Annotated in this window: 24 protein-coding genes and 1 pseudogene; 13 read left to right on the top strand and 12 right to left on the bottom strand. The window is 71.5% G+C overall.

Going from position 1 to position 20603, the window contains the following annotated elements; translation table 11 throughout:
• Positions 1-123: 123 nt before the first annotated feature.
• Together ABZ693_RS33085 and ABZ693_RS33080 are read right to left on the bottom strand one after the other, a co-directional pair.
• Entirely contained in the window at positions 124-2124 is a 2001-nt protein-coding gene (locus tag ABZ693_RS33085; protein ID WP_359885050.1) for a CocE/NonD family hydrolase, read from the bottom strand.
• 76 nt (positions 2125-2200) lie between these two features.
• Positions 2201-3697: a peptide MFS transporter gene (locus ABZ693_RS33080; RefSeq protein ID WP_435842623.1), complete on the bottom strand. Its 1497-nt coding sequence runs from the start codon at positions 3695-3697 to the stop codon at positions 2201-2203.
• Positions 3698-4118: 421 nt separating this feature from the next.
• On the opposite strand from ABZ693_RS33080, the gene ABZ693_RS33075 reads away from it, so the two are divergent.
• The 3 genes from ABZ693_RS33075 (at position 4119) to ABZ693_RS33065 (ending at position 7385) form a co-directional block, all read left to right on the top strand.
• A complete protein-coding gene (locus ABZ693_RS33075) occupies positions 4119-4250 on the top strand; it encodes a hypothetical protein (RefSeq protein ID WP_359885047.1) in 132 nt (43 codons plus the stop codon).
• A 576-nt stretch (positions 4251-4826) separates the two neighbouring features.
• Positions 4827-5837, top strand: a complete 1011-nt coding sequence (locus tag ABZ693_RS33070) for a polyprenyl synthetase family protein (protein WP_359885045.1) — start codon at positions 4827-4829, stop codon at positions 5835-5837.
• Between the two features lie 324 nt (positions 5838-6161).
• A complete protein-coding gene (locus ABZ693_RS33065) occupies positions 6162-7385 on the top strand; it encodes a LolA family protein (protein ID WP_359885043.1) in 1224 nt (407 codons plus the stop codon).
• A 109-nt stretch (positions 7386-7494) separates the two neighbouring features.
• Here the strand turns inward: ABZ693_RS33065 and ABZ693_RS33060 are convergent, their stop codons facing one another.
• From ABZ693_RS33060 to ABZ693_RS33045, 4 genes are all read right to left on the bottom strand, one after another.
• Positions 7495-8823: a M28 family peptidase gene (locus tag ABZ693_RS33060; protein WP_359885042.1), complete on the bottom strand. Its 1329-nt coding sequence runs from the start codon at positions 8821-8823 to the stop codon at positions 7495-7497.
• Between the two features lie 293 nt (positions 8824-9116).
• Entirely contained in the window at positions 9117-9248 is a 132-nt protein-coding gene (locus tag ABZ693_RS33055) for a hypothetical protein (RefSeq protein ID WP_359885041.1), read from the bottom strand.
• Positions 9249-9317: 69 nt separating this feature from the next.
• Complete coding sequence (locus ABZ693_RS33050) at positions 9318-10241, bottom strand: HEAT repeat domain-containing protein (RefSeq protein WP_359885040.1); 924 nt, start codon at positions 10239-10241, stop codon at positions 9318-9320.
• Between the two features lie 78 nt (positions 10242-10319).
• Positions 10320-10997 (bottom strand): TetR/AcrR family transcriptional regulator, encoded by a 678-nt coding sequence (locus tag ABZ693_RS33045; protein ID WP_359885038.1) that lies wholly within the window; start codon positions 10995-10997, stop codon positions 10320-10322.
• A gap of 187 nt (positions 10998-11184) precedes the next feature.
• Between ABZ693_RS33045 and ABZ693_RS33040 the strand changes: the two genes are divergently transcribed.
• The 5 genes from ABZ693_RS33040 to ABZ693_RS33020 all read left to right on the top strand — a co-directional run bounded on the left by ABZ693_RS33040 (position 11185) and on the right by ABZ693_RS33020 (position 14107).
• Positions 11185-12021 (top strand): oxidoreductase, encoded by an 837-nt coding sequence (locus tag ABZ693_RS33040; protein WP_359885036.1) that lies wholly within the window; start codon positions 11185-11187, stop codon positions 12019-12021.
• Positions 12022-12182: 161 nt separating this feature from the next.
• A complete protein-coding gene (locus ABZ693_RS33035) occupies positions 12183-12965 on the top strand; it encodes a class I SAM-dependent methyltransferase (RefSeq protein ID WP_359885034.1) in 783 nt (260 codons plus the stop codon).
• 51 nt (positions 12966-13016) lie between these two features.
• Positions 13017-13331 (top strand): SMI1/KNR4 family protein, encoded by a 315-nt coding sequence (locus ABZ693_RS33030; RefSeq protein ID WP_359885033.1) that lies wholly within the window; start codon positions 13017-13019, stop codon positions 13329-13331.
• On the top strand, positions 13328-13801 hold the full coding sequence (locus tag ABZ693_RS33025; RefSeq protein WP_359885031.1) for a winged helix DNA-binding protein: 474 nt from the start codon (positions 13328-13330) through the stop codon (positions 13799-13801). Before ABZ693_RS33030 ends, ABZ693_RS33025 begins: the two co-directional genes overlap by 4 nt.
• Positions 13802-13945: 144 nt before the next feature.
• Positions 13946-14107 carry a hypothetical protein gene (locus ABZ693_RS33020; RefSeq protein ID WP_359885029.1) on the top strand — a complete coding sequence of 54 codons (162 nt, stop codon included), beginning with the start codon at positions 13946-13948 and terminating at the stop codon, positions 14105-14107.
• 81 nt (positions 14108-14188) lie between these two features.
• Here ABZ693_RS33020 and ABZ693_RS33015 read toward each other — a convergent pair whose 3' ends face one another.
• Positions 14189-14596: a hypothetical protein gene (locus ABZ693_RS33015; protein WP_359885027.1), complete on the bottom strand. Its 408-nt coding sequence runs from the start codon at positions 14594-14596 to the stop codon at positions 14189-14191.
• Positions 14597-14814: 218 nt separating this feature from the next.
• On the opposite strand from ABZ693_RS33015, the gene ABZ693_RS33010 reads away from it, so the two are divergent.
• Complete coding sequence (locus tag ABZ693_RS33010; RefSeq protein ID WP_359885025.1) at positions 14815-15114, top strand: hypothetical protein; 300 nt, start codon at positions 14815-14817, stop codon at positions 15112-15114.
• 140 nt (positions 15115-15254) lie between these two features.
• Here the strand turns inward: ABZ693_RS33010 and ABZ693_RS33005 are convergent, their stop codons facing one another.
• On the bottom strand, positions 15255-15467 hold the full coding sequence (locus ABZ693_RS33005) for a cold-shock protein (protein ID WP_359885023.1): 213 nt from the start codon (positions 15465-15467) through the stop codon (positions 15255-15257).
• Between the two features lie 579 nt (positions 15468-16046).
• Between ABZ693_RS33005 and ABZ693_RS33000 the strand changes: the two genes are divergently transcribed.
• The 3 genes from ABZ693_RS33000 to ABZ693_RS32990 all read left to right on the top strand — a co-directional run bounded on the left by ABZ693_RS33000 (position 16047) and on the right by ABZ693_RS32990 (position 17435).
• Positions 16047-16523 (top strand): hypothetical protein, encoded by a 477-nt coding sequence (locus ABZ693_RS33000; protein ID WP_359885021.1) that lies wholly within the window; start codon positions 16047-16049, stop codon positions 16521-16523.
• A gap of 206 nt (positions 16524-16729) precedes the next feature.
• Complete coding sequence (locus tag ABZ693_RS32995) at positions 16730-16828, top strand: LPXTG cell wall anchor domain-containing protein (protein ID WP_359885019.1); 99 nt, start codon at positions 16730-16732, stop codon at positions 16826-16828.
• Positions 16829-16832: 4 nt separating this feature from the next.
• Entirely contained in the window at positions 16833-17435 is a 603-nt protein-coding gene (locus ABZ693_RS32990; protein ID WP_359885018.1) for an RNA polymerase sigma factor, read from the top strand.
• A 272-nt stretch (positions 17436-17707) separates the two neighbouring features.
• Here the strand turns inward: ABZ693_RS32990 and ABZ693_RS36220 are convergent.
• Positions 17708-17824 (bottom strand): annotated as a pseudogene (locus ABZ693_RS36220) (DUF5701 family protein); the annotation flags it as partial.
• Positions 17825-17904: 80 nt separating this feature from the next.
• Between ABZ693_RS36220 and ABZ693_RS32980 the strand changes: the two are divergent.
• Positions 17905-18288: a hypothetical protein gene (locus ABZ693_RS32980; protein ID WP_359885015.1), complete on the top strand. Its 384-nt coding sequence runs from the start codon at positions 17905-17907 to the stop codon at positions 18286-18288.
• Positions 18289-18361: 73 nt separating this feature from the next.
• Here ABZ693_RS32980 and ABZ693_RS32975 read toward each other — a convergent pair whose 3' ends face one another.
• From ABZ693_RS32975 to ABZ693_RS32965, 3 genes are all read right to left on the bottom strand, one after another.
• Positions 18362-18799, bottom strand: coding sequence for a Uma2 family endonuclease (locus ABZ693_RS32975; protein WP_435842619.1), 438 nt, complete (start codon positions 18797-18799; stop codon positions 18362-18364).
• 1 nt (position 18800) lies between these two features.
• Complete coding sequence (locus ABZ693_RS32970) at positions 18801-19682, bottom strand: helix-turn-helix domain-containing protein (RefSeq protein ID WP_359885013.1); 882 nt, start codon at positions 19680-19682, stop codon at positions 18801-18803.
• Between the two features lie 261 nt (positions 19683-19943).
• On the bottom strand, positions 19944-20384 hold the full coding sequence (locus ABZ693_RS32965) for an ATP-binding protein (RefSeq protein ID WP_359885011.1): 441 nt from the start codon (positions 20382-20384) through the stop codon (positions 19944-19946).
• Positions 20385-20603: the final 219 nt, after the last annotated feature.

Here is a 20603-nt window from a genome sequence, read left to right as displayed (position 1 = left end):
GCTCGTAAAGAGCCGAAGCAGTGAGAATGGGGCCGTTCCGGAATTCCGGAGCGGCCCCATTCCTTTCGGGCCTTTCCGGGTGCACGCGCTATTCCTCTTCCGTGCACCCGTGGTGACTTTCCGTCAGCCCGCCGTGCGCGGAATGCGTTCCTCCCACGTCCGGTGGAATACGACCTCTCCGCCCTCCCGGCAGATCAGCTCGTCCGACGTGAGGAACACGTCCGCGTCGCACGAGATCTCCGACCGCGTCTCGATCCGTACGTCCCACGCCATCTCGGGCCGGTGCAGCCGGATCGACCATTCCGAGCGGGTACGGGCGGACAGCGGGTCCTTCTCGTCGATCGTGTACGTCTCGGCCGCGTCCTCCGTGAACTCCAGGCCGTCCGGGTAGACCCGGGTCCCGCCGTACCGAGGGTCGACCTCCAGTCGCCATGCGCCCTTCGCCACGTCCCGTACGACCAGCCGTTCCGGCCGGGGCTCCTCCAGCGTGGCGGGGTAGCCGACGCCCAGCGGCGCGGACTGTTCGGGCTCCTCGAAGTCGACCGCGTCCTCCGTACGCGCGCGGAGGGGGAGCGTGAGCGACGAGCCGGCCGGGTCGAGGGTGAAGCCGCCGGTGTCGGGCTGGGGCCACAGCCACGGCCAGTACGCGGAGGAGACGGCGAGCCGGATCCGGTGGCCGGGCGGGAAGGTGTGGCCGATGCCGTTCAGTTCGAACGCGTACTCCTCCCACTCTCCGGCTTGTGCCTCGACCGCCCGGTCCCGCCCGTAGCGGGCCGAGAGGTTGAGCGCGCCGCGTGTGACGAGGGTGGACGAGCCGTCCGGCGCGACGTCGCACAGCCGGGCCACGGCCTGCCCGGTGGGGGCGGCCGCCCGGAGCGCGAGCCGTACCGCCGGCCGCCCCAGGATCTCGATCGGCTCCCCGTCCTCCGGTACCGGGAAGTCGAAGCAGGCGGAGTAGGCGTCCTCGGCGCGCTGGTCGGGCGGCAGGTCGGCGTCGTTGCCGAAGGGGAAGAAGCGGCCCGCGTCGAGTCCGGTGTGCTGCGGCGAGTCCACGGCGACGGGCGCGCCCCGGAGGGTGTACGCGACGGGGGTGACGTGCGGCGACGGCCAGGCCGGGTCGGTGACCCACCGGCCCGCCAACTCTTCGTACACCGTGGCGGGCGGGTGCGACTCGCTGATCCAGGAGCGCAGCAGCGGCTCGGCCATCACGTCGTTGTCGACGCCCTTGAGGTGGTGGTCCCACCAGCGCAGGGTCTCCTGGAGGAAGCCGATCGCCGGGCCGGGCGGCAGCCCGCGGTCCGGGTACTGGTGCGACCACGGTCCGATGATGCCGCGCACCCGGTCCTGCGGCAGGTGCTCGACGAGCCGGAGGACGGTGTCGCGGTACGGGTCGTGCCAGCCGCCGACGGCGAGTACGGCGGCCTGGACGGCGGAGTAGTCCTCGCAGACGCTGCCGTGCCGCCAGTAGGCGTCGCGGGTCTGGTGGGACAGCCAGGTGTGGAGGAACGGCCGTACGGCACCGAGCCGGCGCAGCCACATCGCGCGCCACTCCTCGCCCACGTACCGGGGGTCCGGCGGCCGGGCGACGAAGGCCAGCATGGTCGCGGCCCAGGCGTGCATGTCGACGGCGAGGACGGAGCCGCCCATGTAGTGCACGTCGTTGTCGTAGCGGTCGTCGGTCGAGCAGACGGTGACGATCGCCTTCAGCGGTTCGGGCGCGAGCGCGGCGATCTGGAGCGAGTTGAAGCCGCCCCACGAGATGCCGAACATGCCGACTTTTCCGTTGCACCAGGGCTGTGCGGCGAGCCAGTTCACGACGGCGACGCCGTCGGCGAGCTCGACGGCGTCGTACTCGTCGCCGGGCAGGCCCCCGCTGTTGCCGTGGCCGCGCACGTCGACGCGTACGGAGGCGTAGCCGTGGCCCGCGTACCAGGGGTGGCGCTGCGCGTCGCGCGGCGCGGTCCAGTCGGTGAGCCGGTACGGCAGGTATTCGAGCAGGGCCGGGACGGGTTCGTCGGTGAGCGGCCGCCAGATCCGGGCGTACAGCTCGGTGCCGTCGGGCAGCGGGATGCGGAGGTCCTCGTGGCGGGTGTCGTAGGGGAAGTCGGTACGGATCTTCGTCATGAGTCACCTGGGTGGTTCGGCGAGACGGTGGATCGGCGGTCGGCGGTCGGCGGATCGGAGAAGGAGGGAGCGGGGCTCAGCGCACCGGGTGCATGGTGCGGCGCAGCCACGGCGCCAGGGCCATGACGGCGAGCCCGACGGCCACGGCGATGGCGCCGTTCACGCCGAAGTACGCGGGCTTGGAGACCTGGTCGTACAGCTTCACCGTCTGGGCCTGGATCCCGTTGGCGAGCGCGAGGGACAGGAACCAGAGCGACATGGTCTGGCTGGAGAACGCCTTCGGCGCCAGCTTGCTCGTCGCGGACATCCCGGAGGTCTCCAGGAGGACGTCGCCGAGCCCGAGCAGCAGGTACGAGCCGACGATCCACCAGGCGGCCATCTTGTACGTGTCGTCCGCGTGCCCCGACGTCGGCAGGACCATCAGCAGGAATGACAGGCCGCCGAGGATCACCCCGAGCGCGATCTTGTTGGACGCGTGCGGCTGGCGCGGCCCCATCCGTGCCCAGACGCCGGCCACGACGGGCGCGAGCGCGACCTCGAAGGCGCCGAGGGCGGAGGCGTACCAGCTCGCGGGGAAGTCGAAGCCGAGGATCGTGGTGCGGGCGTTGGTGGACGCCAGCAGGATCATCGTCGAGTAGGCCTGGAAGAGGATGAAGTTGAACGTGACCGAGGCCAGGAACAGCACGATGTACGGCTTCAGCCGGCCCCGCTCCTCGGCGGTGACGCGCGGGCTCGCGAACATCACCCAGAAGTAGACGACCGGCGCGATCACCGACACGAGGGTGAGCAGGTCGACGAAGCGGGCCATGGTGAGCCAGCCGGCGAGTGACAGCGCGCCCGCGGCGACGACGGCGGCGACGAGGCCGAGGACGATGTTCCGGATGGCGCGGCGCATGGCGTCGGGCGCGAGGGCGAACTCGGCGGAGTGCCGGCGTCCGGCGAGGTGGCGGCGGCCCGCCACGTACTGGACGAGGCCGAGCGTCATGCCGAGCGCGGCGGCGGAGAAGCCCCAGTGCCAGCCCTTGTGCTCGCCGAGCCAGCCGGTGATCAGCGGTCCGGCGAAGGCGCCGATGTTGATCGCCATGTAGTAGAGGGCGAAGCCGGCGTCGCGGCGGTCGTCGTCGGTGCGGTAGAGCTTGCCGACCATGGTGGCCACGTTCGGCTTGAGCAGGCCGGTGCCCGCGCTGATCAGGCCGAGACCGGCCCAGGTCGCGGCCTGGGCGGGGATCGCCATGGCGTAGTGGCCGCAGGCGATGAGGATGCCGCCCCACAGCACGGCGCGGAAGGAGCCGAGGACGCGGTCCGCCAGCCAGCCGCCGGCCACCGACACGAGGTAGACGAGGGTGCCGTAGGCGGCGGAGACGGAGGCCGCGGTGCCGGGGGACATGCCCATGCCGTCGTGGGCGACGGTGTCGGCGAAGTAGAGGACGAGGATCGCCTGCATGCCCAGGAACGAGAACCGCTCCCAGACCTCCAGGCCGGAGAGGGTGAGCAGGCCCTTCGGGTGCCCGAGGAAGGCCCGGTCGTCCTGGGGCGGCTGCTGCTGCTCGCCGTCGCTGGTACCGGGGTCGATCGATGTTCGGGACAAAGCGCGCACTCCTGGTCGTATGAGCTGATCATGAACATACCGGGGGTGGCGCTCAGGCGGCCACAAGCAGGGTGATCTCCGGCGATTTCCGTCGCCCCCCCCGGGGAGTGTCGGGTACGCCTCCGAAGCGCGGCCCGGAAGCCCATCGCGCCATCAAGAGGTGTGCGCCGCCGTGGGGTTGATGTCGCGTCACCCTGCGGCTTGACGCCCTCCGGGCTGCCGGTCCGCGTCGCCACCCGTCGACCCGAGGGGTGTCGTGGTCAGGTCAGGTTGCCCTGGATGTGAGGGCCTGGCCTGTTCCTGCTCTGGTGTCCGGTTGATCCGGCTGCCGGGATCGCCTGCTGTCGGGAGCGGCGACGCCGGCCGATCGCCTCAGGGCCCTCACGCGTGCCCTATGGACACGCCCGTGAGCCCCCTGCGTCTCCTCGTCACCTTCATCTTCATCTTCACGTTCACCGTGACCGCGATCGTCACCGTCACCGTCACCGTCGTCCGAGCCGGGTGCGTCCCGGCCGACCGGAGGGATAGCCGCACGTGACCGCTCCCGAAGTCCCCACACCTGTGCGGGGTGGACTATGCCGGGGATGGAGAGGCGGACTATCTGGTCCGCGGTCCGCGGTCCGCGGTCCGCGGTCCGCAGCGCGTGGTGGACGCGCGCGTCAACATCGGTACCGCCGGTAAGCGGACGGTCGCGGGTGGATCGCCCCCGTGCGCCAGGGCCGACACGCGGGTCGGAATCCGGCCACCGCTCCGGGCCCGATCAGGGCCCGACTCGCGCCCGGCCCCGGCCGCCGGCCCGGGCGTGAACCGGGCTCGATCCCCGGCCGAAGCGGAACCGGAGGGCCTCGCACCCTTCTCACCAGGCAGGCGCGACAGTCCGAAGCCGCCCGCAAATAAAACGCTCATTTATTGCCATATAGCATGACCAAGGACATGTAGGGCGACGGGCGGGTGCCCACGGTGATCGAAACATGACCGGATACGCTGGCTTGAGTGAATCGACCGACACATCGACAATCCGAGTGACCTTCCGGGTGACGTCCCGGTGTCGGCGTTCATGCATACCGGACAGCGCAGCACATCAGCCAGGCTTCAGCAGACAGGAGATCCCCTCGTGACCGTCGTCGGGCCGTTCGGTCTTAGCGTGCGGGACCAGGCTCTCGAAGCCGATGTCCAGACCGGCCTCGCCGCCGTCGAGGCCGGCCTCCTCGACGCCACCAAGAGCGATGTGCCGTTCATCACCGAGGCTGCCCAGCACCTGGTGCTGGCGGGCGGCAAGCGGTTCCGGCCGCTCCTGGTGATGCTCGCGGCCCAGTTCGGCGACCCGTACGCGCCGGGTGTCGTGCCCTCGGCCGTCGTCGTCGAGCTGACCCACCTCGCCACGCTGTACCACGACGACGTCATGGACGAGGCGGCCGTGCGGCGCGGCGTCGAGAGCGCCAACAGCCGCTGGGGCAACTCCCTCGCCGTCCTCACGGGCGACTTCCTCTTCGCTCGCGCCTCGCACACCCTCGCGGACCTCGGCCCCGAGGCCGTCCGCATCCAGGCCGAGGCGTTCGAGCGGCTCGTGACCGGCCAGATCCTGGAGACGGCCGGCCCGCAGGAGGGCCGCGACGCGGTCGCGCACTACCTCGACGTCCTCGGCGGCAAGACGGGCTCGCTCGTCGCCGTCTCCTGCCGTTTCGGCGCCATGATGGCCGGGGCCGACGAGTCCGCCGTCGAGATCCTCACCCAGTACGGGGAGCGGCTCGGCGTGGCGTTCCAGCTCGCCGACGACGTCCTCGACATCGCCTCCGACTCCCACGAGTCCGGCAAGACCCCGGGCACCGACCTCCGCGAGGGCGTGCCCACGCTGCCGGTGCTCTACCTGCGTGCCGCGGCCGCGGCCCACCAGCGGCCCGAGGACCTCGACCTGCTCGCGCTGATCGACGGCGACCTGACCGACGACGCCCGGCACGCCGAGGCGCTGCGCCGGCTGCGCGTCCACCCGGCCCTGGAGCAGGCCCGGCAGGACACGCTCCGTTACGCGGAGGAGGCGCGCGCGATGCTCGCGCCGCTGCCCGAGGGGTACGCGAAGGCGGCCCTGGAGGAGATGTGCGACGCGGTGGTGCACCGCGCGGGCTGAGCCCGTCGCGTCACCGCGCCCCCGCCCCGTGCACCCTGGCGCCCCGGCCCACCGCCCACGCGCCTGACCAGGCCCGTACGCGCACTCGTACGGGCATATGCCCATCCGCACAGCCGAGTTGGTACGGCATATGCCCGCCCGCAATGGCCCACGAGGGCCGTGCCCTCCCATCGGTCGCACGGTTGGCCCAACGGCGGGGTGATCTCAGGGTGGGGTCATCCTGGAGAGGTACGCGGGGTTGATTCCCGCGACTGACGATTCGCCGCCCGCTTCCTGGTGAGATGGAGACATCGACCACGCAGGACACGGAGGGTGGCGCACATCATGGCAGCACAGCGCAAGGCGAGCCGTTACATCGTTCCGGTCGCGGTGGCCGGAGTGGCCGCGGCGACCATCGGACTGGTCCCGGCACTCGCGGCGGCCGGTGACCCCGACCTGCCGAACGTCACGGCGCAGCAGCTCATCGAGAAGATCGCGGCGTCGGACACGCAGACCGTGTCCGGCACCGTCACCATCGGCACGGACCTCGGTCTGCCGTCCATCGCGGGCCTGCTCCCGTCGGCCCCGGCCGGCGGTGGCGGCGGCGAGGGCGCCGACCCGTCGGCGAAGCTGACCGAGCTGATCTCCGGCTCGCACACGCTGCGCGTCGCGGCGGACGGCCCGGACCGGCAGAAGCTGACGATCCTCGACGGCTCCGACGAGTACACCCTGGTGCACAACGGGGCCGACGTCTGGGCCTACGACAGCAAGTCCAACGAGGTCGTCCACGAGAAGGACGCGGCGGCCGGCAAGGGCGCGGGCGAGGACCGGAAGGCAGAGAAGGCCCCGAAGGGCATGCCGGCCACCCCGAAGGAGCTGGCGGACGAGGTCCTGAAGGCCGCGGGCGACACGACCTCGATCGGCGTCGGCGGCACGGCGAAGGTGGCCGGCCGGGACGCGTACCAGCTGGTCATCAAGCCCAAGCAGGCCGGCTCGATGGTCGAGTCGGTGAAGATCGCGGTGGACGCCTCGACCGGCACCCCGCTGAAGTTCACGCTGGCCTCGGTGGACGGCGGCAAGCCGGTCCTCGACGCGGGCTTCACGAAGGTGGACTTCGGCAAGCCCGACGCGTCGGCCTTCGACTTCAAGGCCCCGAAGGGCGCCAAGGTCACGGAGGGCGCCGCGGACAAGGCCGGGAAGGCCGGCAAGGACGGGAAGTTCGGCGAGCACGGCCCGGTGCCCGGCATGGAGAAGGGCTTCGGCGGCCCGCTCGGCTCGCTCATGGGCGGTGCCGGAGAGGGCGGCAAGAACCACCCCGAGGTCATCGGCGAGGGCTGGACCGCCATAGCGAAGCTCGACACCGGCGCCAAGGCGCCGAAGACCGAGGAGGCGCCGAAGGAGGTCCAGGGCTTCCTCGACGGTCTCGGCGACAAGGTGAGCGGGAAGTTCGGCTCGGGCACCGTCTTCAAGACGAAGATCGTCAACGCCCTGATGACGGACGACGGCCGGGTCTACGTCGGCGCGGTCACCCCGCAGGCGCTCGTGGACGCCGCGAACGCCGGCAAGTAACACCGGCGAGCCCCAAGGGAGTTGGGGCCCGGGTGGGTCGGGTCCATGGTCACCGGCCCACCCGGGAGTCGTGTCGCGCCGCAGCGCTCGGGCCCTGCCCGTCCGCCGGCTACGGGAAGGTCAGCTTGAAGCTGTTGATGTAGCCGGTGTCGCCGGAGTACATGTCCTGGACCCGGAGCTTCCAGGCGCCGTTCGCGACCTCGCTGGAGGCGTTGACCGTGTACGTGGTCTGCACGTTGTCCGCCGAGTCGCTGACGTTGGCCGCCTTGAGGGCGTAGACCGAGCCGTCGGGGGCGAGCAGGTCGACCTTGAGGTCGCCGCGCCAGGTGTGGACGATGTCCACGCCGACGGCGAGGTTGCTCGGCGCGTTGCCGGTGATCCCGGTGACGTTCACGGTCGAGGTCGCCGTGCTGGTGCTGCCGTCCGGGATCGCGACGTCGGTGTCGTTCGAGAACACCGTGCCGCCACCGGGCGGGGTGCCGCTGCCGCTCGCCAGGTTCCACACGGCGTACGCGATGGCGTCGGAGTTGCGGTCCAGGCTGGTGTCGTTGACGTTTGCCGTCGTGTCGCACGACGCGTGGTAGCAGCGGTCGAACGCCTGCCCCGACGTACCGCCCCACTTCTGCGCCTGGGCGGCCGTCTTGTAGGTCTCGGCGCCGGAGAACAACCCGCCGACCGGGATGCCCGCGCTCTTGAACGGCGCGTGGTCCGAGCGGCCGTCGCCCTCGGTCTCGATCTCCGTGGGGACGCCGATGCCCGCGTAGTAGGTCTTGAAGGTCTGCTCGATGGTCGGGTCGTCGTCGTAGACGAAGTAGCCCGGGTTCGGCGAGCCGAGCATGTCGAAGTTCAGGTAGCCGCTGATCTTCGAACGGTCCGTCGTCGGAAGGTTGTTGACGTAGTAACGGGAGCCGACCATGCCCAGCTCCTCGGCGCCCCACCAGGCGAACCGCAGGTGCTTCGTGGGCTGGAACTGCGTACGGGAGACGGCCAGCGCCGTCTCGAGTATCGCCGCCGAACCGGACCCGTTGTCGTTGATGCCGGGGCCCGCGGTGACCGAGTCGAGGTGCGAGCCGACCATGACGACCTGGTTCGCGTCGCCGCCCGGCCAGTCGGCGATCAGGTTGTAGCCGGTGGCGCCGGAGGACGTGAACGTCTGGAGCGTGGTGGTGAATCCGGCGGCGTCCAGCTTCGCCTTGACGAAGTCGATCGACGCTTTGTAGCCGGTACGGCCGTGCGCCCGGTTGCCGCCGTTGGCGGTGGCGATCGACTGGAGGTCGGCGAGGTGCTGCTTGACGTTCGTCAGGGATATGTCGGGCGGGGTGACGGCGGCCGTGCCGGTGCCGGCGGCGACCTGCGCGGTGGCGGGTGCGGCGGCGAAGGCGCCCGCGGCGAGCGCGGACACGGCGAGGAGGGCGGAGAGTCTCGCGGAGATCTTCATGTGTGGGGGCTCCGGATTCCGAACTGGGGATGGGACGGAACGTGCGCGCGCCTCGCGCCGTGGGTGACGCGAGGCGTTGGAGCTGTACAGGTGCACGAGTGCGGTGGGACGCCGTGCGGGTGCGCTGTGCCGCGGCTCGATGCGGTGCGGCGCGTGACGAATGTTCGACCCCGGCGTGATGCACCGTCAAGGCGCAATCCGGTCAGGGGTGTTCGCTCAGCGGACATGTCCCCGTCATGTCCGCTTGGCTTCGGTCTTCCCCCGTGGAAACGGAGTTGGCGGAATCCCGGGTTCTACGCCTCGGCGTCCTCCGTGCCGCCCTGCTCGCCGGCCTCGTCCGGCTGCCCCGCCGGGTCCGCGGCTTCGACGCCGATCCCGCTCTCGTCGGCCGGCATGACGCGGTCTCCGGGGCGTGCTCCGTCCATGGGTCCTCCAGATGTGATCGAGTACGCGAACAACGGCTTCCAGTAAGCCGGTTGACGCTGAACAGTCGATCAACAACCGATGGTCGAAGCGGTGTCGGTGTCGGTGTCGGTGTCGGTGTCGGGGTCGGGGTCGAGGTCGGTGTCGGGAGTGGGTTCGGGGCCGCGCTTCTCCGCCCGCATCTCCGCCCGCGTCTCGCGCACGTCGGCGACCACGACCCGCACTCCGCGGTCCGGGTCGTCCACGAGGGCGTCGAGCACCGCGTCCACGCCCGGGGTCGACCAGTACGCCACCGCCTCGACGAGGGCTCTCCGTACGGCCGGGTCGGGGTGCCCGGCGAGCGGGGCGAGCCGCGCCACGGGGCCGCGCCGCCGCATCTCGTACCACCGCAGCGTCTCGCACAGCTTCGCCGCGTCCCCCGCGGCCTCGGCGGTCTCGATCCGGCCGAGCAGGACGCGCGGCGCGGGCGGCGGCCCGTCGAGGGGGTGCGGCCGGCGCTCGCGCAGCCGCCGCGACCCGTACTCGCCCCGGACCCGGCACCCGAAGCAGGTGCAGGGGGTCGTCCCGTGGGCCCCGGGCCAGTACCGCCACCCGTTCACCTGCCGTACGCCCCGGACGGCCCGTACCTCGCCCCGCGCGACGGCCCGCGGCAGGAACACCTCCCACCCGCGCGGATCCGTCAGCGTGGCCAGCCGCCCGACCGCCTCGGCGGCCGACGTCTCCTTGGGTGCCTGGTCGGTGTAGCGGCCCACTGTCACCGGCTCGCTGTCGGCCAACTTCACGTGGACGGCGACGAGTTCGCCGGACTTGCCGGGGAAGCGCGACAGCTCGCGCAGCCATTGGTGGGTCAGCGTGTACGAGGGGAGGACGGGGAACAGGAACACGCCCCGGCCCCGCCCGAGCCCGTCGCCCCGCCCCTGGGCGAGCGCCCGTATGCCGTTCCGCCGGATCCGCGCCACGCGGTCCGCCGCCGTGAGGTGCACGAAGGTCGCCATGCCGCCGATGCTAGGCGGCGGGCGGCGGGCGGCGGGCGGCGGGCGGCGGGCGGCGGGTGGTGGGCTGCGCGCCCGGGGTCAGCGGTCCGGGTCGTTCAGGAGGCCGGTCAGGAAGAGGGTGAGGGAGCGCTCCAGCGTGCCGGTGAAGTCCGGGAACGGGGAGGTGAGGCCCGGGTCGGCGGCGTAGGCCGCGCGGACGGCCGGTGCGGGGTGGCTGTGGGTCCACAGCGAACCGGCGAGCACGAAGATCATGACGCCCGCTTCGGCGACCTGCCGCTCGTCGAGCTCGGGCAGAACCTTCCGGACGAGCGCCGCGAGCCCGTCGAGCGCGTCGAACGCCCCCCGCTTGTAGTGCGCGATCGCCTCGGGGGAGACGTTGTGCTCCAGGATGCCGGCCTGGGTGCCGAGCAGTTCGCAGAGCATCTCGCGCGAGGCGAGCGACGTGGCGAGCCCCGAGGCCAGCGACCGGGCCCGCGCCGTCGCGGGGCCGTTCTCGTCGATGCGGGCGGGGAGTTGTCCGACGACCTCCACCAGCAGGTCGTGGGCCTGCTGGGAGAGGAGTTCGAGGAGTATCGCCTCGCGTGACTCGAAGTACCGCAGGACGTTCGACTTCGCCAGGCCCACGCGGCGGCTGAGCTCGTTCAGGCTGAGCGCCGAGACCGGCATCTCGCCCAGCATCGTCGCGGCGGTCGCGAGGATGCTCTGCCGCCGGGCCTCGCGCTGCTCCTCGCTGCGGGCGCGCTGGAACGTCGCCATGCCCCACATGTTACAGACCGGGGGTCTGTTGCGTAGAGACCGGCAGTCTTTCATGGTGGAAGAGACCGCCGGTCCGTTAGGCGGATCGCCGCTCGGCGCGCTACTCGGCGCGCTACTCGACGCACTGCTCGACGCGCTGGCCGCTGCGCCGCCCGGCGCACCGCGCGGCGCGGCGAAGGGAACGAACATGACGCACAAGGTAGCTCTCGTCACCGGCGCCTCCTCCGGCATCGGCGAGGACGCCGCGCGCCGGCTCTGGCAGGCCGGCTTCACCGTCTACGGCGCGGCCCGGCGCACCGACCGGATGAAGGGCCTGGCCGCCTCGGGCGTACGGACGCTCGCCCTCGACGTCACCGACGACGCCTCGGCCGAGGCGGCGGTCGCCGAGATCATCGCGGCGGAAGGCCGCATCGACGTCTTGGTCAACAACGCGGGCTACGGCTCGTACGGCGCCCTGGAGGACGTCCCTCTCGACGAGGCCCGCGCGCAGATCGACGTGAACCTCTTCGGTCTGGCCCGTATGACCCGGCTCGTACTCCCGCATATGCGCGCCCAGCGCAGCGGCGCGATCGTGAACATCAGCTCGATGGGCGGCCGGTTCGCCACCCCGCTCGGCGCCTGGTACCACGCCAGCAAGTACGCGGTCGAAGGCCTCAGCGACGCGCTCCGTCTGGAGCTGAATCGGTTCGGCATCGAGGTCGTCGTCATCGAGCCCGGCTCCATCCGCACCGAGTGGGGCGCCATCGCCGCCGACAAGCTGCGCGCCACCTCGCTGAAGGGGCCGTATGCCGAGCAGGCCGCGGCGATCGTCAAGGTGCTCCAGCGGAGCTCCGAGCCCGGCACGCGCATGGCCTCGTCCCCGTCCGTCGTCGGCAAGGCCGTCGCCGCGGCCGCCACCGCCCGCCGGCCGCGCACCCGCTATCGCGTCGGCATGGGCGCCCGCCCCCTGGTCTTCCTGAGCAAGGTGCTGCCGGACCGCGCCTTCGACGCCCTCGTCAAGCGCGGATCCGGCAGCCCGGCCTGACCCTCGCCCCGCCTTGTGGAAGGAATGGCCGTGTCCGCCACCCCCGCCCCCACCGCACCACGCCGGTTATTCGCTGGCTTTCCGGTCGGCGCCGTAGCACCATGCCCACGAGATACTGGACAGAGCGCGCTTATCAGTCCCAAACACCACCGAAGGAACGCATGGACACCGGCTTCGGCAACTCCGCCTGGCGCTATGGACCGTTGGCGACCTTGTTCTACGAGCTCGACAAGCCGATCGGCACCTCGTTCGGGGACGTCGAGTTCTACGCCGACCGCCTGCGGAACGTGTCCGGCCCCGTCCTCGAACCCGCCGTGGGAACCGGCCGCATCCTGATTCCCCTGCTCGAACAGGGGCTGGACGTGCGCGGTTACGACACCTCGGCCGCCATGCTGGAGCAGTGCCGCGTCAACTGCGCCGAGCGCGGGGTGCGGGCCGAGGTCTTCGAGGGGGACATGACCACGCACCGCGACCCCGGCACGTACGAGGCGATCGTGATCCCCACCGGCTCCTTCGCCCTGCTGACCGACCGCGACAGCGTGCGGACGGCGCTCGCCGCGATGTACGAGAACCTGGCTCCCGGGGGCCGGCTGATCGTCGACGTCGAACCGCCGTCCCGGGACACGACCCCCGACAGCGGACCGGTCCCGCACCAGTGGCGCGGGAACGACCTCGTCACCATGACCACCTGGCGTACGCACGTCGACCCGGTGGCCCAGCGCACCACCCGCTGGCTTCGCTACGAGGCATGGACGGACGGCGCCCTCACGCGCACGGAGCTCCAGGTCTTCTCGCTTCTGTGGTTCGGCCTGCCCGAGTTCACCGCCATGCTGCGCGAGGCGGGCTTCGCGGACGTCCGCGTCCACGGCGGCTACCGTGTGGACGCCGCACCCACGGCCACGGACGACGTCTGGACCTTCGAGGCCGCCCGCGCGTACGCCTGATCCTCCCGCGCGAGGAGGGGCTGGTACGGGGCCGGCCGCGGCGCCCTCTGCATGCCGTTCGACCCTCTCCTCTTCTTCGGGGAAGCGGGCAACGGCGACCTCTTCGCCTTCCTCGCCCGGATCGACCGGCCCGACGTCGTCGTCTGGAACCACGAGCTCGACAGCCGCACCTGGGTCGCTCCCAGCCTGGCCACGTACCTCGACTGGCGACTGTCCGGCCGCATCGAGCTGTCATGCCGACCGGCCCGGCTGCCGCCCGGGCCGGCTGCCGCCCGGGCCGGGCCCGGATCAACGGCCTTGATATCAAGCGGACTTGAGGTTCTACGGTCGTTTCATCCCGCAGATCCGTCGGAGGAGACGACATGACGACCGCCCCGCTCAAGGAGTACACGCACGAGGAACTCGTCGGTCAGCCGATCGGGGCCTGGACCTCGCAGGCGGCGTGGCTGGTGCTCGGGGGCATCCGGGCCCAGCTCGCCGTGGAGGGCCTGACGCAGCCGCATTGGTGGACGCTGAACCACGCGTCCGGCGGCCCGGGGAAGTGGACCCGCCCGACGCTGACCGCGCGCCTGGGGAAGTACGACGACCTCGGCACCGACTTCGACCGGGTGTACGACGACCTCGTCGCCCGCGGCTGGCTCACCGAGGACGCCGGCACCGGTGCCATGACGCTGACCGAGGCCGGGGAGGCCGCCCGGATCCGGGCCCGGGAACGGATCGCGCCGGTGCTGAAGGGGGCGCACGAGGGGGTGGACGAGGCCGACTTCGTGACGACGATCAACGTGCTGCGCCGCATCGTCGCCAACCTCGGCGGCGACGGAAACCTGCCCGAATAGCTCACCCCCGGGGCGAGGGCACGGGACCCCTGGGACGTCGCCCGCAACACCACCCTGCGCCTCGCCCTCGGCCTCCTCGCGTGGCGGCTGTCCAACGAGGCGTCGGCGTCGGCGGTCGGACTGCTCTTCCTCATCGCCAACGTCATGCTCGGCCGCGGCCACGACGCCACGGGCCACACCTCGCACACCTGGTGGGCCCTCGCGCTCTACCCGGGCCGGAGCGTGGGCGCCTGGCTGGTGGCGGCCGTCCTCTTCGCCGTCGCGCTGCTGGTGTCGACGGGCGGGCGCCGCGACAGCGGACGGTGAGGGCGGCCGCCGCTTCCGGGAGGAGACAACCGAGCCGGGCACCCCTTCCGCGGAGCCCGGCTCAGTGGTCGCCGCGAGGGGTCAGCCTCCAGCCGGTGCGTCCTCGATGTCCGAGATGAGTTTGGTGCTCAGTTCGCTCTGGATCGCCAGCCGCGTGTGCCCGGCGTCGGGGCCGGTGCCCCAGGTGAGGGTGACCGTCGTGAACAGGTGGCCGGCGCCGGAGTCGTGGTACGCCACCGCCCACGCCGTCGGCACGTCCTGGGCGCGCAGCACCCCGTCGGCGTGGTTGGCCTCCTGCCAGGCCGCGAGCCGCTGGCGGAGGTCTTCGGTCAGATAGTGCGCGCGCAGGTTCTCGCCCAGGTCGTCGACGCCGTCGGAGACCGCGTCGATGTACGTGCCGTAGAAGTCGGACACGCGGTCGACCGCCGAATCCGGGCTGCCGCCCCGTACCGCACCGTTCGCGGGGGCGTCGGCTTCGGTGTCCGTCATGTGGTCCTCCTCAGTCAGGGCCCCTGGCGGGGCACGCTGGACAACGAGCGCTCTCCCGCCGGGTAGCGGGAACGGCACGGCGCGTCGGCTGGCCGGAACGCGACCACTCGAAGGGGGGAATGTCGCATAAAGGGCCCTTCGGGTGATCAGAGTCTTCGCGGACCGTCGCGGACGGTTCCGACGAAGTCCCTGAACGGACCGCACCGAAGGGTGGACCCATGAGCATGATCCAGACGGGCAGGCTGCAGCTGAAGTCGGACAACGCGCAGGCGACGCAGGGCGGGAACACGTCGACCTTCACCCGGGTGACGTTCCCGGCGCCGTTCCCGTCAGGATCGACGGTGATCGTGCTCCCGTTCACCCAGACCTTCAACGGCCCGGAGACTCCGGGCATCCGCATCGCGGACGTCACCGCCACCGGCTTCCTCATCCGCTTCAACGAGGTCCGGACGTCGAACGGCGGCAGTGACGGCCGGCACGCGGAGGAGACGGTGGGCTGGATCGCCTCCACGGTCTGACGGCCGGCCCCCACACCCGATCCCCGGTCCCCGACACCCGATCCCCGATCCCCGGGCCCTGACGGGGTTCTCCGCGCGAGCGGAGGGCCCCGTCAGGCACGTCTGCGGACGAAGAGAGGGCTCGCGAGGCGGTGTCGGCCTCAGGCGGCGACCTGGACCTTGTCGGCCTGCATGCCCTTCTGCCCCTGCACGGCCTCGAAGGTCACCTTCTGGCCCTCCTTCAGGGACTTGAAGCCGTTCCCCTCGATCGCGCGGAAGTGGACGAAGAGATCGGCTCCGGACTCCGGGGTGATGAAGCCGTAGCCCTTCTCGTCGTTGAACCACTTCACGGTGCCGTTCTGGCGCTCGGCCATGTCTGTCTCTCCTGCTGGTGTCGCGTGCGTATCGGTGTGTCTGCTGGTGGTGCTCGACTGCGCGAACGCCGAGGCCGGGCGGTGCTCCGTCGTGCGCCGCCCGGCCTCGACCCGTGGTCCCGCTGAGGGGATGTGTGCGCCGCGGGCGGTGCCTTCCGGCGCCGGCCCGCGCCCCCGCTGGCGCGAGGGAGTGCCTGCCAGTTCTAAGCGCTGGCGGCGGGAAACGAGGGACGAACAAGGGGCTTTCACTCGGTGGGGTGAACCGGAGTGGCGGGTGGAGTAGCCGGTCCCGCCGCTAGCCAGGACATGAGGTGTGCGGGGCGGAGACGACACCGCTGTCCGGGTTCGCCGCCGTCTCGCCAGTGGATGACATCTGTTCTGTCTGCGGAATTTCGAATGAGTTCACAGCCGGGTGAGGGAGAGGAGGCGATACGACGAATCACCCGGGGGCTCTGTCTCGCGGCGGCCCGCCGACCTGATCCGGTCGGCGGGCCGCCGCGCGTGTACGTGGGCCATGTGTTTTTGGACATGTCCGGTTCCGGCCTGTCGCCGGTTCGGGGGAGTGTCAAGATCGAACACGTGAATGACCAGGCTGAGTTGTCATTGCGTGGGGAAGGCAAGGCCGCGCGCTGGTGGACCGCGGCGGCCCTGCTGTTCGCGGTCGTGGCGGGAGTCGTGGCGGGCGTCGGAGTCCCGGGCGCCCAGAAGTGGGGCATCGCCGCCGGGCTCGTCGGCATCGGGGCGGTGTCGGGCGCGGTCGCGATGTTCAGGCGACGGGTGGAGGCGGGCCCGGACGGGCCGCGGTTCCGCGCGGTGCTGGGGTGGCGACGGCTGGCGTGGGACGAGATCGTCCGCTTCGAGGACCTGCGGGTGGCCTCCTCCGACAGCCGGATCAAGGAGCCGAACCTGCGGGTCGCGGTCGCCTTGCGCGACGGCACCTCGGTCGCCCTGCCCGTGCCCTGGGCCGGCTCCGACGGCGTACGCGGCTTCGAGCAGGACCTGTCCCGGCCGCGGGCGGTGCACGCCCGGTACAAGCGCAGCGCCGTGGGAGCCTGACGCCGGTTCTCGTACGGGCCGAGCCGCCGGCCGCCCGGTCAGCGTGCCGGGAGGGGGCCGGGCCTCGCCGTGGCGAGGCCCCACGCCGGGCGCTCAGGGTGCACCGGGCGCGCCGGGCGCGCCCGGGTGAATCCTTTTCGGGGTCGGCCGTCTCTTATCCCTGTACCGGCCGGACGGGCCGCGTACGGAACCGGAAGGAGACATCCGTGACATCCATGACGGTCACCGGCCTCGTCGTGATCGGCGTCCTGCTCGTGGGCGCGTGCGGTTGGCATCTCATGCGCCGCTTCAAGGGCCGCGGCTGAGCCCATGAAGACGAACGCGCGCGTCTCCTGGCCGGACGAGCGGCTGATCAGGGCCGCTCAGAACGGCGATGTCCCCTCGCTGACCACGGTCGTCACGCAGTCGCAGCCGCACGTCCGTGCCTTCGCCCGCTCGCTGTGCGCCACGCCGCAGGACGCGGAGGACGCGGCGCAGGAGGCGTTGATCATCCTCTACCGGAAGATCGGCACGTTGCGGGCCTCGGGTGCGCTGGCCTCCTGGATGTTCCGGATCGTCCGGAACGAGTGCCTGCGCCAGGTGCGGTTCCTGCTCGCCTCGAAGAACGGCGGCGGCACGTCGGCCGTCGAGCCGGAGGGGGTGGCCGAACCGTCCGCCGAGGAGGCGGTGCTGCACCGCCTGGAGGCCGAACGCATCGCCGCCGCCGTCGGCGCCCTGCCCCGCGACCAGCGGCAGGTGCTGATCATGCGGGACGTCCAGGGCCTGCCCGGGAAGACGGTCGCAGACGCGCTCGGTCTGAGCACGGCGGCGATGAAGTCGCGGCTGCACCGCGCCCGCGCGACCCTGCGCGATGCCCTCGCGGCCCCCGTGGATCAGTCCGCCGACCAGCCGTCCGAAGGAGAAGCAGCATGAGCAGCACCAAGCCGGACTATGCCAGCAGGTCCGTTCCGCGCCACCTCGCGCGCGGGGTCGTCGGATTCGGTCTGATCATCGGATCGGTCGCCTTGGCCCCCGTCTGGGGACCGGCCACCCTGCTGGCCGCCCCGCTGTCCCTGATCGCCTTCCGCGGCTGCCCGACCTGCTGGATGGTCGGCCTGGTCCAGACGGCCTCCCGCGGCCGGCTGGAGCGTGAGTGCGTGGACGGAGTCTGCACCCTGACCAAAGCGCCGCAGCCGAAGGCCGTGGCCGACCTCGGGGGCGTCGCGGCGCTCGCGGACGCGGCGTCTGGTGCCGTTGCCGATCCAGATCGCCGGCGTGCGGGCGTCCAGGGCGCCGTTGGCATGTCTTCTTGAGCCGAGCGAGTGGTCGAGTGGGTCGTCCTGCCGGGAATGGGGAATTCCCGGATTGTCTGGAAACTCGACTAGACAAGGAAGATCGAGGAATGAAGTCCATTCGCCCTCTCGCCGTGGCTGTCATGGCCGCCACCGCGCTCCTCGCCGGTAGCGCACCCTCTGCCAACGCGCTGGACGGCGGGGGTGATCCGCCCAAGCCCGCTTTCCCGACCGGCACTTCCGCTGCCGCGCCGTCGAGCGCGCACCCGACGTACTACGGTTCCAAGGTGTCCATTCCCGCCAATGGCTGGGCCCTCGCGCATGTGGATTGTCCGACCGGCATGGTGCCCACCGGGGGCGGCGGCCAGACCAGCAGCACGGCCACCTTCATCACCGACTCCTATCCGACCTCCGGAGGCTGGTCGGTCGGTGTGAAGAACACCCAGACCCTCAGCAACGACGCGATGGCTTGGGTCGTCTGCACCACCCCGTAGGCCCTCGCTGAGGATGTGATCGCCGAAGAGCACGGTGACAACCTGCGCGGCCGCACGTGGAGCCACTACCCGGCTACGTCCTCCCGGCTCGGGGGTCGAAGACCGCGTAGGCGGGGATGCCGAGGAGGGAGTAGTCGCGCAGCTTCCCGACCCAGTCGTTGCCGGGGGTGGAGCGGGAGACGATCTCGACGGCGGCCACGAGGGTACGCGGGTCGAAGGCGCCGTCGCCTTCCATGGCGGCCCAGGGGATCACCATGACGTCGGGGCGTCTCAGGATGCCCTCGGGCCCGCTCTCGACGTCGGGTTCGCCCGCGTGGGCGAGGAGATCGTCCGGCAGGACGAGCCCCAGGCGGCGCCGGATCAGCGCGACCGTGCGTTCGTGGGGGCGGTTCGGGGCCGCCAGGTCGCGGACGATTCCTTCTCTGGTGATCTCGAATCGGCCGGGGACCGTGTCGTCCAGGAGCGCCAGCGCCTCGCGCATGGCCTGGTAGCGCGGTGATGCGGTGGGCACGTCACGCGGCCTGGGACGCGTCCGGGCGGCAGTCGCGGCAGTGGCCCGGTTCCGGGGCGCGGAAGGCGCGTTCGCAGCCGTCGCAGGTTTGGAGGGGGAGCACGGTGCGGCCCCTCGGGGCGGCGGGGAGTGGGGGCGGCAGGAGGCTGGTGAGGCGGTGGGCGAGGAGGGCCGCCGGGTGGCGGACGTCGCCCGGGAGGCACGCCGCGAGGGTGCGGAGGGCGGCGTCGGGGTGGGCGCCGCGTTCGAGCCAGAGGGTGAGGCCGGGGGCGAGGCGTTCGATGTCGCGGGTGGAGAGCAGCAGCCGGGGGTCGTACGTGCGGAGGCGGGCGAGGAGTTCGGCCGCCTGGTGGTGATGGCGGGGGAGCGGCGCGGGTTCCGGAGCCGGCTCGGGCTCGGGTGCGGGCTCCGGCTCCGGTTCCGGCTCGAACTCAGGCTCCGGCTCAGGCCCGAATTCCGGTTCGAAATCCGGCTCCGGGTCGAACTCCGGCTCCGGCTCCGGCTCCGGGGCGGGCGGCGGTGGGATCTCGCGGACCCGCTCGCGCTCAGCCTCCGGCAAGTTGTACGAGGTCGTGCGCGGCACGAACCGTCCGTCGGGCAGTCGCTCGCGGGTCCGGTCCAGGAAGCCGTGCTTCTCCAGTTCGCGCATGGCGGCGGCGACGCGCAGCTCGCTTTCCGGGAAGCGGGAGGCGATCGCCTTGATGCCGACGGACGCCCCTTCGGGCAGCGACTGGAGGTAGACCGCGAGTCCGATCGCCATCAGCGACAGGGCGCGGTGCTGGGCGAGCAGGTTGCTGACGATCGTGAACCGGGAGCGCAGCCGGACGTTGGCGTGAACGAGCCCGGAGGCGTGCGAGGGCACGCTAATGTGCTGGGAAGCCATCGGGAAGTTTGAGCCTTCCTCGGTGGTCAGGCCCTCGATCGGGATTCGCAGTCCCGGCCGGGGGCCGACGCATGTGCTGGGGTTGTCGCGGCGAGCATATGCCCGACAAGCCGCCCCGAATCCAGCCCAGTTGCTCCAAATCACCCTTGTGGGTGACGAAAGGCCGGGGGGAGGCTGGAGGGGAAGGGAAGGGTTCTCGCCGCAGTACTTACGCATTTACGTCGTGTGGATCCGCGTCGTGGATTCCCGCGACGCGGGCCGTCACGACAAGGCCCGTCCCGGCGGCGCCAGCTCCACCTGGGCCCACACCGTCTTCCGGGGCGGCGGCCCCAGCTCCACGCCCCACCCACGCGACGCCAGCGCGTCGACCAGGACCAGCCCCCGCCCCGACTCCCCGTCCCCGTGCGGACACACGACCGGCAGCCGCTCGGCCCGGGTGTCCGTGACCTCGATCCGCAGGACGTCCGGCAGAGCGAACATCGCCAGCTGGAAGTCCCGGCCGGAGACGTGCCCGTGGGTGGCCGCGTTGTTCGCCAGCTCGGCGACGATCTGGGCCGCCGCGTCCGCCACGGCGTCCAGCTCCCACGTCCGCAGATGCTCGACGGCCAGCAGCCGGGCCAGCCGCGCCCCGCGCGGCGTAGCGGAGAGTTGGATTCCGAATTGGCGTACGGATGCCAGAAGTTGGGTTGGTTCCTCATTCATGTCATCCAGCGTGGCCGGATCTGCTTACGCTGACCATCGAACAGGCCCTCACGTACGGTAACTGTCCCACCACTGTCCGGTCGTGTCTCGACTGTCCCATGTGGTGTCACGGGTAGGGCCGCCTCTAGACGAGTCATTCCGAATGCTGACGGTGCGTTCGGGAACGCAGACAGGGCGTCCAAGATCGATCTGTGACGAATGACCTGGACGCCCTGCTCA

Origin of the sequence: Streptomyces laurentii (assembly GCF_040635425.1) — a bacterium.
Classification (GTDB): domain Bacteria; phylum Actinomycetota; class Actinomycetes; order Streptomycetales; family Streptomycetaceae; genus Streptomyces; species Streptomyces laurentii.
This window is presented reverse-complemented; position numbering and strand designations above follow the sequence as displayed.